This is a genomic window from Mesorhizobium sp. WSM4828, assembly GCF_055811175.1.
The window spans coordinates 1-14,826 of the sequence record NZ_JBVVQK010000036.1 but is presented as its reverse complement, the minus strand read 5'-3'; the positions used below and the strand labels follow the sequence as shown (position 1 = coordinate 14,826).

12 protein-coding genes, 1 tRNA gene and 1 pseudogene are annotated in these 14,826 nt (G+C 60.4%); 9 read left to right on the top strand and 5 right to left on the bottom strand.

The genetic code is table 11. The annotated features are described in order from the left end of the window. Nucleotides 1-74: 74 nt before the first annotated feature. The 5 genes from phaC to AC0L2X_RS28120 all read left to right on the top strand — a co-directional run bounded on the left by phaC (nucleotide 75) and on the right by AC0L2X_RS28120 (nucleotide 4,948). Complete coding sequence (gene phaC / locus AC0L2X_RS28140; protein WP_473561214.1) at nucleotides 75-1,910, top strand: class I poly(R)-hydroxyalkanoic acid synthase; 1,836 nt, start codon at nucleotides 75-77, stop codon at nucleotides 1,908-1,910. A 327-nt stretch (nucleotides 1,911-2,237) separates the two neighbouring features. Continuing rightward, on the top strand, nucleotides 2,238-3,356 hold the full coding sequence (locus AC0L2X_RS28135; protein WP_473561263.1) for a YcbK family protein: 1,119 nt from the start codon (nucleotides 2,238-2,240) through the stop codon (nucleotides 3,354-3,356). A 174-nt stretch (nucleotides 3,357-3,530) separates the two neighbouring features. Next, nucleotides 3,531-3,605 (top strand) — tRNA-Glu (locus tag AC0L2X_RS28130). A 513-nt stretch (nucleotides 3,606-4,118) separates the two neighbouring features. After that, nucleotides 4,119-4,541: a hypothetical protein gene (locus AC0L2X_RS28125; protein ID WP_473561212.1), complete on the top strand. Its 423-nt coding sequence runs from the start codon at nucleotides 4,119-4,121 to the stop codon at nucleotides 4,539-4,541. 32 nt (nucleotides 4,542-4,573) lie between these two features. Continuing rightward, entirely contained in the window at nucleotides 4,574-4,948 is a 375-nt protein-coding gene (locus AC0L2X_RS28120; RefSeq protein WP_473561210.1) for a hypothetical protein, read from the top strand. 148 nt (nucleotides 4,949-5,096) lie between these two features. Here AC0L2X_RS28120 and AC0L2X_RS28115 read toward each other — a convergent pair whose 3' ends face one another. Then, nucleotides 5,097-5,393 (bottom strand): DUF982 domain-containing protein, encoded by a 297-nt coding sequence (locus AC0L2X_RS28115; protein WP_023678889.1) that lies wholly within the window; start codon nucleotides 5,391-5,393, stop codon nucleotides 5,097-5,099. A 297-nt stretch (nucleotides 5,394-5,690) separates the two neighbouring features. Here AC0L2X_RS28115 and map point away from each other — a divergent pair, with 297 nt between their 5' ends. Together map and radC are read left to right on the top strand one after the other, a co-directional pair. Beyond that, nucleotides 5,691-6,518, top strand: coding sequence for a type I methionyl aminopeptidase (gene map / locus AC0L2X_RS28110; protein ID WP_353026601.1), 828 nt, complete (start codon nucleotides 5,691-5,693; stop codon nucleotides 6,516-6,518). 52 nt (nucleotides 6,519-6,570) lie between these two features. Further along, complete coding sequence (radC, locus tag AC0L2X_RS28105) at nucleotides 6,571-7,317, top strand: RadC family protein (RefSeq protein WP_352865131.1); 747 nt, start codon at nucleotides 6,571-6,573, stop codon at nucleotides 7,315-7,317. A gap of 92 nt (nucleotides 7,318-7,409) precedes the next feature. On the opposite strand, the gene AC0L2X_RS28100 is transcribed toward radC, so the two are convergent. Then, complete coding sequence (locus AC0L2X_RS28100) at nucleotides 7,410-8,924, bottom strand: MFS transporter (protein ID WP_473561209.1); 1,515 nt, start codon at nucleotides 8,922-8,924, stop codon at nucleotides 7,410-7,412. Nucleotides 8,925-8,985: 61 nt separating this feature from the next. Next, nucleotides 8,986-9,429 carry a DUF417 family protein gene (locus AC0L2X_RS28095; RefSeq protein WP_473561207.1) on the bottom strand — a complete coding sequence of 148 codons (444 nt, stop codon included), beginning with the start codon at nucleotides 9,427-9,429 and terminating at the stop codon, nucleotides 8,986-8,988. Between the two features lie 73 nt (nucleotides 9,430-9,502). Between AC0L2X_RS28095 and AC0L2X_RS28090 the strand changes: the two genes are divergently transcribed. Both AC0L2X_RS28090 and AC0L2X_RS28085 read left to right on the top strand, forming a co-directional pair. Continuing rightward, entirely contained in the window at nucleotides 9,503-10,042 is a 540-nt protein-coding gene (locus tag AC0L2X_RS28090; protein WP_473600749.1) for a MarR family winged helix-turn-helix transcriptional regulator, read from the top strand. Between the two features lie 227 nt (nucleotides 10,043-10,269). Then, nucleotides 10,270-10,434 (top strand): annotated as a pseudogene (locus tag AC0L2X_RS28085) (JAB domain-containing protein); the annotation flags it as partial. A gap of 87 nt (nucleotides 10,435-10,521) precedes the next feature. On the opposite strand, the gene AC0L2X_RS28080 reads toward AC0L2X_RS28085, so the two are convergent. Both AC0L2X_RS28080 and AC0L2X_RS28075 read right to left on the bottom strand, forming a co-directional pair. Further along, the gene (locus AC0L2X_RS28080) at nucleotides 10,522-13,101 is read right to left on the bottom strand and encodes a bifunctional diguanylate cyclase/phosphodiesterase (RefSeq protein ID WP_473561261.1); all 2,580 of its coding nucleotides are present in this window, start codon (nucleotides 13,099-13,101) and stop codon (nucleotides 10,522-10,524) included. A gap of 478 nt (nucleotides 13,102-13,579) precedes the next feature. Next, entirely contained in the window at nucleotides 13,580-14,446 is an 867-nt protein-coding gene (locus AC0L2X_RS28075; protein ID WP_023678894.1) for a class I SAM-dependent methyltransferase, read from the bottom strand. Nucleotides 14,447-14,826: the final 380 nt, after the last annotated feature.

Genomic DNA, 14,826 nt, shown 5'->3' with positions numbered 1-14,826 from the left:
AGAGCACATTGGACCCTGTCCGATATCCCATGGTAATATGTCAACAAAACGCTTCGGGAGGAACCCCGCGAACCATGTCCAAAACACCCGATTCGGGCAAAGCGGAAGATGACCAACCTTCGACCGTCGAGCAATATCTGGTGAAGGACCCGGAACGCTTCGCTCTGAACATGGCCCGCATGATCGAGCAGGCCGGCAAAGCCGCCTCGGCATGGGCCGAGCCGCGGGAAAAGGGCGAGGTGCGCGATCACGTCGCCGAGCCGGTCGTCGACATGGTGAAAACGTTCTCCAAGCTCACCGAGTACTGGCTCTCCGACCCGCAGCGCGCGCTGGAGGCGCAGACGCGGCTGTTTTCCGGCTACATGACCGTCTGGGCCAACGCCGTCCAGCGCATCGGCGCCGGTGCCGACGACGCCGAAGACGCGGTCAAGCCCGAGCGCGGCGATAAGCGTTTCCAGGATCCCGAATGGGGCCGCAACGCCTTCTTTGATTTTCTGAAACAGGCTTATCTCGTCACCTCGCGCTGGGCGGCCGAACTGGTCGAGCACGCCGACGGCCTGGACGAGCACACCCGCCACAAGGCCGGCTTTTATGTCAAGCAGGTGTCCAATGCCATCTCGCCGTCGAATTTCATCCTGACCAATCCGGAATTGTTTCGCGAGACTGTCGCCTCGAACGGCGAAAACCTGGTGCGCGGCATGAAGATGCTGGCCGAGGACATCGCCGCCGGCAAGGGCGACCTGAAACTGCGGCAGGCCGATTATTCACCCTTCGAGATCGGCAAGAATCTCGCCACCACGCCCGGTAAGGTGGTCGGCCGCAGCGATGTCGCCGAAATCCTGCAATACGATCCGGCGACCGAGACCGTGCTCAAGCGGCCGCTGCTGATCTGCCCGCCATGGATCAACAAATACTACATCCTCGACCTCAACCCGCAAAAATCCTTCATTCGTTGGGCAGTCGAGCAAGGCCACACCGTGTTCGTCATCTCCTGGATCAACCCGGACGAGCGGCACGGCGCCAAGAGCTGGGAGGCCTATATCCGCGAGGGCCTGCAATACGGCCTCGACACGATCGAAAAAGCCACCGGCGAAAGGCAAGTCAACGCCGTTGGCTATTGCGTCGGCGGCACGCTTTTGGCGGCGGCCCTGGCGCTGATGGCGCAGGAAGGCGACCACCGCATCAAATCCGCCACCTTCTTCACCACCCAGGTCGATTTCACCTATGCCGGCGATCTAAAAGTGTTCGTCGACGAGGAGCAGGTCGCGGCCGTCGAAAAGGCGATGAACGAAAAAGGCTATCTCGACGGCACCAAGATGGCGACCGCCTTCAACATGCTGCGCTCGGGCGACCTGATTTGGCCCTATGTCGTCAACAACTACATGCGCGGCAAGGATCCCCTGCCCTTCGACCTGCTCTACTGGAATGCCGATTCGACCCGAATGGGCGCTGCCAATCATTCTTTCTACTTGCGCAATTGCTACCTCGAGAACAGGCTTTCGCAAGGCATGATGGAACTGGCGGGCCGCACGGTTTCGCTGAAGGACGTTACCATTCCGGTCTACAACCTCGCCTCCAAGGAGGACCACATCGCGCCGGCGCTGTCGGTATTCCTCGGCTCGAAATATTTCGGCGGCGAGGTCGACTACGTCATGGCCGGCTCCGGCCACATCGCCGGGGTCGTCAATCCGCCGGCGGCGCAGAAATATCACTACTGGACCGGCGGCAAGCCGGCCGGCGACTTCGACCAATGGCTCGCCGAAGCCACCGACCATCCCGGTTCCTGGTGGCCGCACTGGCAACGCTGGATCGAAGCCAAGGACAATACCCGCGTACCGGCCCGCAAACCGGGCGAGCATATGCAAGTTCTGGGCGAAGCCCCCGGCACCTATGTCAAGGTGCGCGTGTAACCATCTGTAATGTGTGGTGAGTTGACGCGCCGCCAAAAGCGGGCGAAATGGTGCCGTCAACCCTGAGCAGCCTTGATTCATCCTCTAGCCGCCAAATTACTTTGAGGCTTGCAGATTTGACACAGGTCTCGTTTCCGGTTCGGGGAACAAGAGTCATTTCGACGAGACGTTTCGACGCCGCGCCAATGACGAACCGGTCGGATATCGAGGGGGAATTTTGTTTTGAGATCAGCAGGATCGCGCCTCGCGAAGGGAGAAAGCCGCGCCATTGTGGCGGCGCTTTTCTCGGTGCTCCTGGCGTCCTGCACCTCGGCCGGCGACCCGACCATGTCGGTCGGCATGCCAGGCTATAATACCTCGGCTACCGAAATCAGCACGGCCGCCGGTGCGCCCCAGGCCAGCACGGCCGCATCATCGTCGCAGATGACAAGCGCACAAATGACGATGAATGCCGACGGCGACGCCAACCTTCCCGAGCAGGTGGCCTATGTGCCAATGGCCAAGCCAGGGGCCAAGTCCGATGCCGGCTTCCCCATTGGCATTCCCACGGCAGCCGAGACGATCGCGGGACAGACGCCGCAGCCGCTGCAACCAAACGCCCAGACGGCCGAACAGGCCGTGGCACAGAACAGTGCTGATGCATCGAAGCCCGACGCCAAGGCCGTCGCGCCGGCGATGAACAACCCGGTCTATGTGACCGCCGGCGAGATGCCGCAGCCACAGGCCTACGCACCGAAAAAAAACTTCCTGGCCTCACTGTTCAGCGCCACGCCCGCTTCGGCGGCACCTTCTTCGCCGGCCAACAGCAGATCGGGCGGGCAGGCAACCGTCGTGCAGGCCAAGGCGACGCCTGCGACAAAACCCACGGTCACCCTGGCCTCGGTCAATCCGGCTGAAAAGCCGGTGCAGCTGGTGTCGACAGGCGATACCAGCCACTTCACGGCCGACGCGCTGCCCGGCGTGCGCCAGACGGCGCTGTTCGAGATCAAGCGCAAATCCGGCCTCGACGATGAGAGCGATGTCGATCTCAACGAAGACGAAGGTTCGGGTGGTGCCTACCAGGTCGCCTCCGCCGCCGGCCTCGCCCGGCTGGCGCCCAACGGTCTCCTGAAACAGAACGAAAGCGTCGATGTCGCCTGCTTGAAGCCGTCGCTGGTTCGCGTGCTGAAGACGATCGAAGGCCACTACGGCCGCAAGATGACGGTCACCTCCGGCTATCGCGATCCGGCCCGCAACCGCCGCGCCAACGGCGCCAAGAATTCGCTGCATATGTACTGCGCCGCCGCCGACATTCAGGTCCCCGGCGTCTCGAAATGGGAACTGGCGAGCTATATCCGCACCATGCCGGGCCGCGGCGGCGTCGGCACCTACTGCCACACCGAATCCGTTCACGTCGATGTCGGCCCGGAGCGCGACTGGAACTGGCGTTGCCGCAGGCGCGGCTAGGGCGAAGTTTCTTCCGCCGCTGCGAAGGCCTTCGGCGGCGTTGCATCATGCCGAAAAAACCAGCTTGGCTGTCGGAAAGACGCGGTTTGGAGCCAAAGGAAAAAAGTTGTCGCAGCCGACGGCAGACGGGTTGCCGGTTTGTCGCGACGCAACTATAAGCGCTCACATCTGAGCGCGCCCATCGTCTAGCGGTCAGGACACCGCCCTTTCACGGCGGTAACAGGGGTTCGATTCCCCTTGGGCGTACCAGCACACAATCAACACTTACGGTCTTTGTGTTCGGATACGTCAAATATCCGTCGAATATACGCCCGCGAACAGCAGCGAACAAAGATAGGCTGATACTGGGCCTTTGCAGCGCCACCCCTCCTCGAAACCGTTCCATCGAAAGGACGGTCACATTGTCTTGGGCGATCTTCTGCTTTTCGCCCCTGGCATCATTGGCGTCGGCGCGCCGTGATCTTGGGCAAGGTGCCGACATTCTCGATGCTATCACCGGGGACGATCAGGCATCGTTCGGTCGCTTCTATTCAGATGCCAGGAAGCGCGGTCTCGACTACGCCGGCAAGAATGGGATGTCCGCAGCACGGTCTTTGCCCAGACGCGCAAGGTCTCGTGCATGGTCATGTCGTAAGCGCGTCCCACTCTTTAGATACCCATTGACACATGTGTAGAAGCTGCGAAGCGCGGCTTTGGGATCGCTCACGAACCTCGTGACGTCACCGATTAGGCATTCTCTCCACCTCGCCAGCATTTCCCGTGATGGGCGATGGCGGCCTCGATCTCTTCATCGGTGCCACCACGCAATGCGACCAGCTTGGCGGCCAGTTCGATGGCACGTTCGACGTGCGCATCGGCAAGCTGTTCGGCGGCCGCGATGGCCTGTTCCCGGGTCATCTTCATGACTGCACCTTCGATCCAACTGGCACTCTGACATGCGGCTTCTGGACCTTGGTCAGACCCGCCTCCGGTCAAGCCGGGCTGATCGGCCGCGTGAAAGCACCTGCGCGGCGAGGAAGATTTAAGGCATGCATAATTACAGGACTTCAAACAGCATTGAGCTTGTCCACAAAAGAACTGTTCGTCCGTCGGTTTGAGGGGCCGCAACTGACCTTTGGTAGCAACGCCCGCTGGCACCGGCTGGCGGCCCTTTTGAACCTCAGGCTAAGCTATGATAACGGGTGATGGTAGGATGAGCTGGGAAGAGGGGAAAACGTTTGAGCCGCATTTTGATAACGGTCATCGCAGGAATCTGCTTCACAATATCGACCGCTTCGGCCGGGCAGGGAGAACAGCAAAACATCAATTACTTGGCACGTATGGCAGATGGCAAATTGCATCGGGCTGCAGCAATTTCAGGTAACATCTATGGCGTATTGAAAAGGTGCCCGGCGCTGAGACCGAGCGAAAGCGGAAAAGCTATGATGGCTGTCTCCATCCTTTTGTACGACGGGCTAGATAAACACTTGGCGCCCAATCCGGCTAAATTCAAGAGGGCTATCAGCGTGTTTGAAGGCGCTTACCGCAAAGCTGTTCTGAGTAAGGTTAATTGCCAGACCGAGAAGGCCAAGGACCCAGATAGTTACCGGTAGATGTCCGCTTGAGGCCAATCCATTCGCGGGAAGTATTATGGCCGTAGCCAAGCGGGATCAGGAGCGATCGCCCAAGGCGGCAGTGTCGACGGCATGGAGCGCCTGGTCAACTTCAGGGCGGAACGCCGCAGAAATCGGCCTGGCCGGTCTACGCCCTCAACCCCCTCGCCTCGCCGCCGCGTTTGCGCGGAACCATCATGTCCCTGGCCAGGAGGCCGCTCACCCGGCAAAACGCCATGAAGGCCCGCCATGCATCTTCGGTCTCGACGATGTCCACCGTGGCACCAAAACAGGCGTTGAACGCGGCCTGGTAGGTTGGCCCCTTCCGGCGAACCGGCCACGTTTGCAGGAAATCGAGCGCCTGCTCGACACTGTAGATTTCCTCGACCGGCTGGCCGGGCACAGGCGCGATCCGCACCGGCACCTCGAATTGCAGTCTGTCCATTCGATCTCTCCCGAACCGACGCCCCCGCAGCAACGCCGTTCGTCGCAAAAAATTGCGGTGGCGGCTTAACGCTTGGGCCGTTTCTCGCCTAAAAATGTGTCGTCACTACGGTAGCCAATGAACCCGGCGAAGCGTGGACCGCAACAGGCAAGGAGAATGCCCCCAAGCGTGAATATCGCCGGTCTTCGGCTGTCGCCGGCAGTTCGTCCTTGAACCTTGCGCTTTCCAGTGCCAAATCTGAGGGGATTTCTCTCGCGGGGCTCATCCAGGCCTCGCATCCCTGCAAGACGGATAAAAATGGTCACCTATCTCGACGCCGCCACGGCACCGCTCAGAAACACCGGCCAGATCCGTCTTTACGACGAGGAAGGCTTTGTCGGCATGCGCAAAGCTTGCGATCTCACCGCGCGCTGCCTCGACGAACTTGTGACGATGGTGGCGCCCGGCGTCACCACCGAAGCGATCGATCGCTTCGTCTTCGAGTTCGGCATGGACCATGGCGCGCTTCCGGCAACGCTCAACTACCGCGGCTACACGAAATCATCCTGCACCTCGATCAACCACGTCGTCTGTCACGGCATACCCGACAGCAAGCCGTTGAAGGATGGCGACATCGTCAATATCGACGTCACCTATATCCTCGACGGCTGGCATGGCGACTCCTCGCGCATGTATCCGGTGGGCACGATCAAGCGTGCCGCGGAGCGGCTGCTCGAAGTCACGTATGAGTGCCTGATGCGCGGCATCGCGGCAATCAAGCCGGGCGCCCGCACCGGCGCCATCGGCGCCGCCATCCAGACCTACGCCGAAGCCGAGCGTTGCTCGGTGGTGCGCGATTTCTGCGGCCATGGGGTCGGCCGGCTGTTTCACGACGCGCCGAATATCCTGCATTACGGCAGCGCCAGCGAAGGCGTCGAGATGCGGCCGGGCATGATCTTCACCGTCGAGCCGATGATCAATCTCGGCCGGCCGCATGTGAAAGTGCTGTCGGACGGCTGGACCGCGGTGACGCGCGACCGTTCGCTGTCGGCGCAGTACGAGCACACGATCGGCGTCACCGAGAGCGGCTGCGAGATCTTCACGCTGTCGCCAAAAAACCTCGACCGCCCCGGCCTGCGGGCCTAGTGTCTGGCAGATCGGGCGTTACCTTGCCCGGCTAATGCTGGGTGGGGCAGCCATGAACGGTGACGACGACGAGCGGGCCTTCTTTCCCGAAAGGCCGGTGCGATCGCCCGCCAAGGCGGTGGCCGCCGACAAGCCACATTATCTCGGCCATCGCGACCGCTTGCGCGAGCGCTTCGCCGCCGGTCCCAACACCCTCCCCGACTATGAACTGCTCGAGCTTTTATTGTTTCGGCTAATCCCGCGCGCCGATACCAAGCCGGTCGCCAAGGCATTGCTGGCACGCTTCGGTACATTGGCCGAGGTCCTCGGCGCGCCCATCGAGCGCCTGCAGGAGGTGAAGGGCATCGGCCCGGCGGTGGCGCTCGACCTCAAGGTGGTTGCGGCAACGGCGCAGCGCATGGCGCGCGGCGAGATCGCCGGCCGCGAGCTGTTGTCGACCTGGACGCAGGTTCTCGAATACTGCCGGTCGGTGATGGCCTTCGAGGAGCGCGAGCAGTTCCGCATCCTGTTCCTCGACAAGAAAAACGCGCTGATCGCCGACGAAGTCCAGCAGGTCGGCACCGTCGACCACACCCCGGTTTATCCGCGCGAGGTGGTCAGGCGCGCCTTGGAGCTCTCTGCCACGGCGATCATTCTGGCGCATAATCATCCGTCGGGAGACCCGACGCCGTCGCGCGCCGACATCGAGATGACCAAGCTGATCATCGAGACGGCCAAACCGCTGGGCATTGCCGTTCACGACCACATCATCATCGGCAGGAAAGGCCACTCCAGCATGAAGGGCCTGCTGCTGATTTGATCGAGAATGCCTGCATCACCGCGATCGCGCGCGCACGATGAAGACAGGCGACGATACTGCACTTGGCCAGGCGAGGCGTTATCCCTGCGTCTTCAGCCCCGAAGCATTGTCACCGCGACAATTGCCGTCAGCAGCACAATCCCCGCGGCAGTCAAGAACGTGATGTCCGCCGCGCTCGTGTACGCGCTTTGCGCTGCCAACAATAACGCGCTGCCGTCGCCGAGACTTGGCGCAAGGCTGCTCGCTGCCCCAATACCGCGTAGCGCGGTCTCTATTGTGTTGGCGGGAATACCCGCGGGCATGGTGACGCCGAGCGCAGAGCGATAAAGGAGGGTGGCAAGACTGCCAAGCAAGGCGATGCCTAGCGCGCCACCGAACTCGGAGGCCGTCTCGGAAAGGGCCGAGGCAGCGCCGGATCGCTCCTTGGGCGCCGCGCTTACGACGAGGTCCGCGACGATCGCAATGCCGGGAGCCGAGCCGATCGAGAACAGCACGTTTCCCAGAACAATCAGAACCAAGCTGTGTATTTCCCCGGCGTATGCCATCAGGGCGAGACCGCCAGCAGCAAGCGTCAGGCCGAAGCCGAGGACATAAGCTGGCCGCATCAACCTGAGCACAGCCGAAGTCAACAATGATCCCACGATGAAGCCGAGCCCGGCCGGGATGCTCCAGAGGCCCGCTTCCAGGGGGGTTAGCCCCAAGACCAACTGGAGATACTGGGCGACAAGAACGAGAATTCCGAAGCCAACGAAGAAGTCGAGGACGTTAATGCCGAGCGCCGCTACCACAGCCGGCCGCTTGAACAGGCGCAAGTCAAGCAGCGGATCGGGCAAGCTCATCTGCCGCCTTGCGAACACCACTCCGAACAACAGGCCTAGTGCGACCGCGGATGCCGCCCACACGACACTGCCGCCCTCAGCAACTAACTTGATTCCGAAGACGATCGGCAACACAGCTGCCAGAGACAAGGCAGCACTCAGGATATCAAGTCGCCCGGCGTTTGGGGTCCTGTGCTCGGGCAGCAATACCGGTCCGACTATCAGCAGAAGCGCCGTAATGGGGAGAGGCACGAGAAACACGGCTCCCCACCAGAAGTGTGATAGAAGCAGACCACCAACGACCGGGCCGATCGCGCCGCCAAACGAGAAACTCGCGACCCAGACGCTTACAGCGAAGGTCCGCTGACGGTCATTGCGGAACATGTTGCTGATGAGAGATAGCGTCGAGGGCGCCAGCGTTGCGCCAGCAATCCCGAGCAGCGCCCGAGCCAGGATGAGCATCTCGGCACTGCGCGCAAAGGCTGCGACCAGCGACAGGAGCCCGAAGGACGTAGATCCAATCAGCAGCAGCTTCCGCCGGCCGATGCGATCGCCAAGAGCTCCCATGATGAGGAGCGACCCGGCCGCCAGAAAGCCGTAGATGTCCACGATCCAGAGCAGTTGCGCGGCCGTGGGCTTGAGGTCGGCGCTTAGCGATGGCACCGCCAGGTTCAGCACGGTCAGATCCATCGCGTAGAGTATGCAGGGCAGCGCGATGATGGCGAGGCCGATCCATTCGCGATGCGTGGCTCGGCCCGCGTGCAGGCCGGTGGTGTCGGATGTGCCCATTGCCATCTCCCGATTGTTGAAGTCCGCTGACGGATTGCCTGACTGCTTACGCCGCTATCATTCAAAGCGAAGACACGCGCGGCTTTGTGGCCTCCAAGGCCTCACCAGCGGACCAAAGCGCAACCCCGAGAAGGGTCAGGTCCTTGACGATGAAGGCGCCAAGCGCCGGGTCGAGTTGCGGCGTGGTGACAAGGAAACTCAGCGTGACCACCAGCGAGGCAGCGATGCCGTAACTGCCAATTGCCGAGACCCATGGGGTAAAGGGACGCGAGGCCATCATGAGAGCCAAGGCGATCTCCACAACGCCGATGAGGTCCGAGGACAGTTGCTGATTAAGCAGTCCGGGGAGCCAGAATAAGAACGGGCTGTGAACAAGCAACGGATGAATCGCAGTCGCTTCGGCCGCAGTGAACTTCGCCACTCCGAACAACACGAAAAATAGGACAAGGCTATATCGAGCTACCACCTGCCCTGCCTCCAGGGTCCATTTCCGCAAAGTCGTCATGACTTTTTCCCTTGAAAAGTGCGTGCTACACGCACATAATAAGTCATATAATTGCTAGCGCCGTCAACCCCTCATGATAAAGACTGCCGCCATGACACGTTTGAGAACCGCCAATATGCTTGCCGCCTTCGCTGGCGAAATCGCTGAGCGCGTGGACGCGACCCTCAAAAGTCACCCCAACCAAACCGACTCTGCCTCAGCTGCGCTCAACATCATGGGCTTTTGGGAGGGCATCACCAACGCGCAGCTCGCGCGGGCGCTAAACCTCTCGCACACTGCGACGGTGCGTCTGGTCGACAAGCTTGAGGCTCAGGGTTTCGTCGAAGCTCGCAAGGGTGAAGACAAGCGTGCTACGCACCTCCACGTCACTCCGGCCGGCCGCGAAGCCGTATTGCCCGCTCTGGTCGCACGTTGCGCGGCGGTCAATGACTATCTTGGGGTCCTCACCGCGGCTGAAGAAAAACAACTCACCGGCCTTCTCGAAAAGCTAATGCGCCCACTAGCGACGGATGCATACGGGGTCAGCCATTTTTGTCGCCTCTGCGAATTTGCGGCGTGTCCCGGGGACCAGTGCCCGATGCACGCCAATATAGAGTCTTGGCCCGAAATTTGACGGACCATGTACTTTGCGTCGCGATATCCGGACGCCGACTCGGCGACGTCCCGAGGGGAGAAGCACCACGGCAACATTCGCGGGACGTCCGATATTTCTCGATGAAGATGTGAGGGAGCGTGAAGGGTCACGTGGTTCACGGACTACAGATCCCAGGCCCATACCCCCAGCGATTTCCCAAATCAAGACAATTCTGTCAGTTCAATGCTATGGGTCCTGAGGGGAGACTGCTCCACAACCATCCGTCGGGCGACCCGACACCGTCGCGCGCCGACATCGAGATGACCAAGCTGATTATCGAGACGGCCAAACCGCTTGGCATTGCGGTTCACGACCACATCATCATCGGCAGGAAAGGCCACTCCAGCATGAAGGGCCTGCTGCTGATTTGAGGTTTGTTGTCTTCAGCTTTGGCCGCTGTGCGCACATATACCGCAACGGTCGAGGCAGGTCGGGTCGATAAACTCCGGCGCCGAGGCTCAGCTGGCCGTGCGCAGGCGCCGCGATCGGACGAAGGTCTTAAGTCCCTCGGAATCGAACGCGTGGCCGAAGGCATAACCCTGCAATATGTCGCAGCCCAGGCCCTTGAGTAGCCGTGCATGCTGCATCGTCTCGACGCCTTCCGCCACGACCTCGATACCCAGCGACTTGCCGATTTCAATGATCGACGAGACAACCTGCCTTCTCTGCGGCGATTTGACGATTGGGGTAACCAGCTGCCGATCTATCTTCAGCCGGCGCGGCTGCAACTTCAGCAAACTGACCATCGAAGCGTAGCCGGTACCAAAATCGTCTATTTCGACGTCAATCCCCAGTTCTTTTATCTGCTCGATGTTCCAGGTGACAAGATCGTCGTTCTCGTCCAGGAAAATCGACTCAACGAGCTCAAACGAAACTGTTCCTTTCTTGATATTTTGTTCTCGCAGGCTCTTGATGAGCTCTTCGTCTTGAAGGCGCCTCGCCGAGACATTGACCGACACCCGTGGAATGTTAAGTTTTGCCGCGGACCACTCTTCGAAATCCGAAAGCGATTGCTTCAATATGGCTTGATCGATGATCGAGACGACGTTCAGTTCTTCTGCAATCCTCAGGAAGACGTCGGGCGCCAAAATACCCTTTACTGGATGTCGCCATCTCGCCAGCGCCTCAACCCCAACGATTTCGAGCGTCTTTGCGTCAAATTGGGGCTGGTAGAACGGGATGAACTCGTTGCGCTCGAGGCCGCCGAGAATTTCGTCGGCAATCCGCTTTGTGTCGACGATTTCGCTTTGCATCGCGTCGGTGAAGAATTCGTATCGATTGCGCCCACGCCTCTTTGCTCGGTAAAGCGCAATATCGGCGTTCACCAGCAGGTGTTTGGCTTCGACATCTTTTCCGTTGTCGACAGCGATACCCACGCTGACGCCAAAACGGCACCGATGGCCCTGATAATAGACCGGTTCGCGCATCTGGCTGATGACCCGATCGGCAAGCAGCGCCAGTTGCTTGGTATCGTCGCGTACCACGCACAGAACGATGAATTCGTCTCCTCCGATGCGGGCGACGAATCCTTCGTCGCCGACCTTCGATCTGAGGACTGTCGACGCGTGAACCAACATCGCATCACCGGCGGCGTGGCCCAGCGTATCGTTGATGTGCTTGAACCGATCCAGATCGATGTGAAGCAGTGCCGCACGCCCGCCTGAGCGCCTGGCGTTTGCCGCGTAGTCTTCCAGTACCTGGTCGAGGTAACGCCGGTTGGGCAAGTCGGTCAGCGAGTCATGAAGCGCGATGTGCTCTATACGCGCCTTGGCCGACTCGAGTTCTGCATTTTTCGACTCGGACAGCTGTTTTGCGCGAACCAGATCCTTGTTCAGCAGGACGTCGGCAGTCACGTCCCATTCCGCGCCGATCATTTTTGGGGTGTCGTTTGCGGCCCGGTAAAGGATCGCCTTGGACCGGACATGACGGACCTCGCCATTGGGGCGCACAATCCGGTACTCCGACAAATATGGTCGTCCGCTGGCCACCGCCCTATCGAAATCTGCGTTGGCGCCAGCCAGATCATCTGGATGGATTGCTCCCGCCCAGTCCGTGTAGCCCCGGTGCTCCCCCGCTGGTTTGCCATATATTTCATTGACGCGTTCATCCCATGTAAGCTCGTTGGTCGCGAGATCGTGTTCCCAAACTCCAATAGCCGAAGCTTCCAGAGCGAGTTCAAGGCGTCGTGACAATCGGCGCAATTCCGCATAATTGCGCTGTCTTTCGCCTATCAGACGACCGGTGACCAGGAAGGGGAACACAACCAAGGCTCCGGCCGTCGCCATGATCGCGCGCAGCAACCATGCATTACTTGGCGTCGAAGGCCAGCCGTTCTTGGGAATGGCAGCGAGCTGCCACGAGCCGGAAGGAAGCAAAACGTCAGCCGTCACCGGATCGCTTTTGCTGATCTCCTCATTGCCGTAGAATTGACCACCACGGTGACCGAGGGCGTCCCTGCCAATCAGGGCGACGTCGATCCCGAGATCGTCGTCAAGCATGCCGCTCGCTCTGTAAAGGCGCTGCACGTCGACAACGGCGGAAATGATGCCCCAGAACCTTTCCGTGTTGCCCGCGCTCGGCACGAAAACCGGAAAGCGGCCGATGAAGCCTTGTCCTCCCTGCTTCAGCTCGACGGGACCGGCAAGCACCAGCTTGCGTTCATCTCGCGCCCTTAGCGCAGCCGCACGTTGCCGCTCGTTCTTGCGGTAGTCCAGGCCCATCGCCTGCTCGTTACCCTCCATCGGGTACATCAGGGAAACGACCAGATCGGGCGCGCCGGCAATATTGTTCAATTGCGAGTCGGCGCCAAACAGATTGCTCGCCAGCGAGGCGAAGCGTTGCTGTCCCATATAGGGCTCGGTCACGACCGCGGCGACCAATCCACGCACGAGTTGAAGGTTTCCGTTGATATTGCCTTCGAGCTTGGCGCGGATGAGATTGACCTTGGTCAGTACGTCCGCACGGACGGCCTGGTCCGAGACGACTTTGTTCTGGTGCTCCGCGAACGCTGCGCTGATAAGTATGACGACAAGCGCGATCGCCGCCGGAATATTTGCCGACGAAAAGACGACCTCCTTGAGGCCGCCGAACCTAGCGCGGAAAAAAGCCAATAGGCGATTCCTCAAGTGCCATTTCAGGTTCCCGGGTCGACCCGATGAGGAACATTAGCGTTCAATGTTTAATTTGACCTTCACGCTCCTTAGAGCTTTTGCACTTTCCGACCGTTGCTGATGTTGCAGACCCGAGCGGTTGGAGCCAATAGCCGGCTTGCACCGAGGTCGGCCCCCTGAGGCGCTGGCGTCGGCTATCCAGTGTCTGTTGACCATTCGCGAGGATATCTGATGCGAGCAGGAACCGCCGGCCGGCGGCCGGTTCCTTGCTCATTGCCGTTCGTTTGTGGAATCGGACCGACAAGAAAGGCCAGCTAGACCAGGCTTGCTCGGAAGATCGAGGAGCGCGAGCGCGATTGCACACTTCGACGCTCCGACCCGAGTACTCCGGGAGCTTTGACCTGGACTAGTGCCCCTCAATCGCCTTGGGAGACACAAGGTATGGTATCTTGCCGACGCTGCGCTTCGTCGCGCCAATGGAATAAGCCATCGGTATCTTGGGAGAGTTCTCGGGCAGGCCGTACATGTCCTTGCCGGCCCGCACGGCAAATGAAAAGTGCTGCCACGAAACCGTGTCATGCTCGTTGAGAAAATCGAGCGTCAGACCAGCTGAAATCAGCGCATTCACCACGTCACTGATCGGGTGAATCCACTCATAATAGCGAGGATGCTTCAAAATTCGATCATCGCCGGTGTAGGTCAGTTCCTCGTTCCAGGCGAGCGGCCGAGCTATCGGCGTTCGCCAGTCATGCTTCAATTCCAGGGCCGCGGCCTTTCGATCGCACTGAAACATCAATGGATGGCCCTCGGCCATGTAGAGGCGGCCGCCAGGTCGCAGGAGATCGGCAACCACCCGCGCCCAACGGAACACGTCGTCCAGCCAGTTTACCGAACCCCAGGTAACGTAAGCGATGTCAAAGGTCCGACCGAGCGCTTCCACCGCCTCGAACAGTGGCGCTTCCACGAAGCGCACGTCGGTGCCTGCCTTCGCAGCAAAATCCCGCGCCGCCACGATCGCCGTCGGTGAAAAGTCGAGCCCGGTCACGCTGCCTGCGCCGAGATTCTTTAGGCTGATCGTGTCGAGGCCGATGTGACACTGCAGGTGGACGATATCCTTGCCGGCGATATCGCCGAGCTCGCGCGTTTCCAGCTCATAGAGATTGGATCCGCCGGCCAGCACATTCTCGATGTGGTAGCTGCCCGTTGTGTCGGTCGAGTGCAGTTCGGCCCGATCATCCCAATTAAGGCGGTTCGCGCCCAGAAACCGTTCCAAATTCCCCCACCCCTGACTGACGCATGGTAAACAAGTCGTTAAAGCACCTTTGCAGCGAAAGTATCGCGCGTCAATCCGGACCGGGCGGCAGTGCGCCAGCGCTCGCAAAAGCCATGGCCCCGGAAGGCTTGGTGCTGATCAAAGGCTTCTGGCGCGATCGCCGCGCCCGGCGGTCCCGGACTCCACCGTCGTGGTTTGCGTGTGGATCAGTCGGTTCCTCAGCCCGGCACAGCCACCATCGCGATATTTCTGGAGAGCTCGTTTGTGGGGGCAGCTGTGTCTGCCGTGGCGCTCGTGAGTGCCCGGTAGAGTGCCACATAATCGCTGCACATGCGCTCGACCGTGAACCGCTTCTCGAACGTCTGCCGCACTCGTGCGCG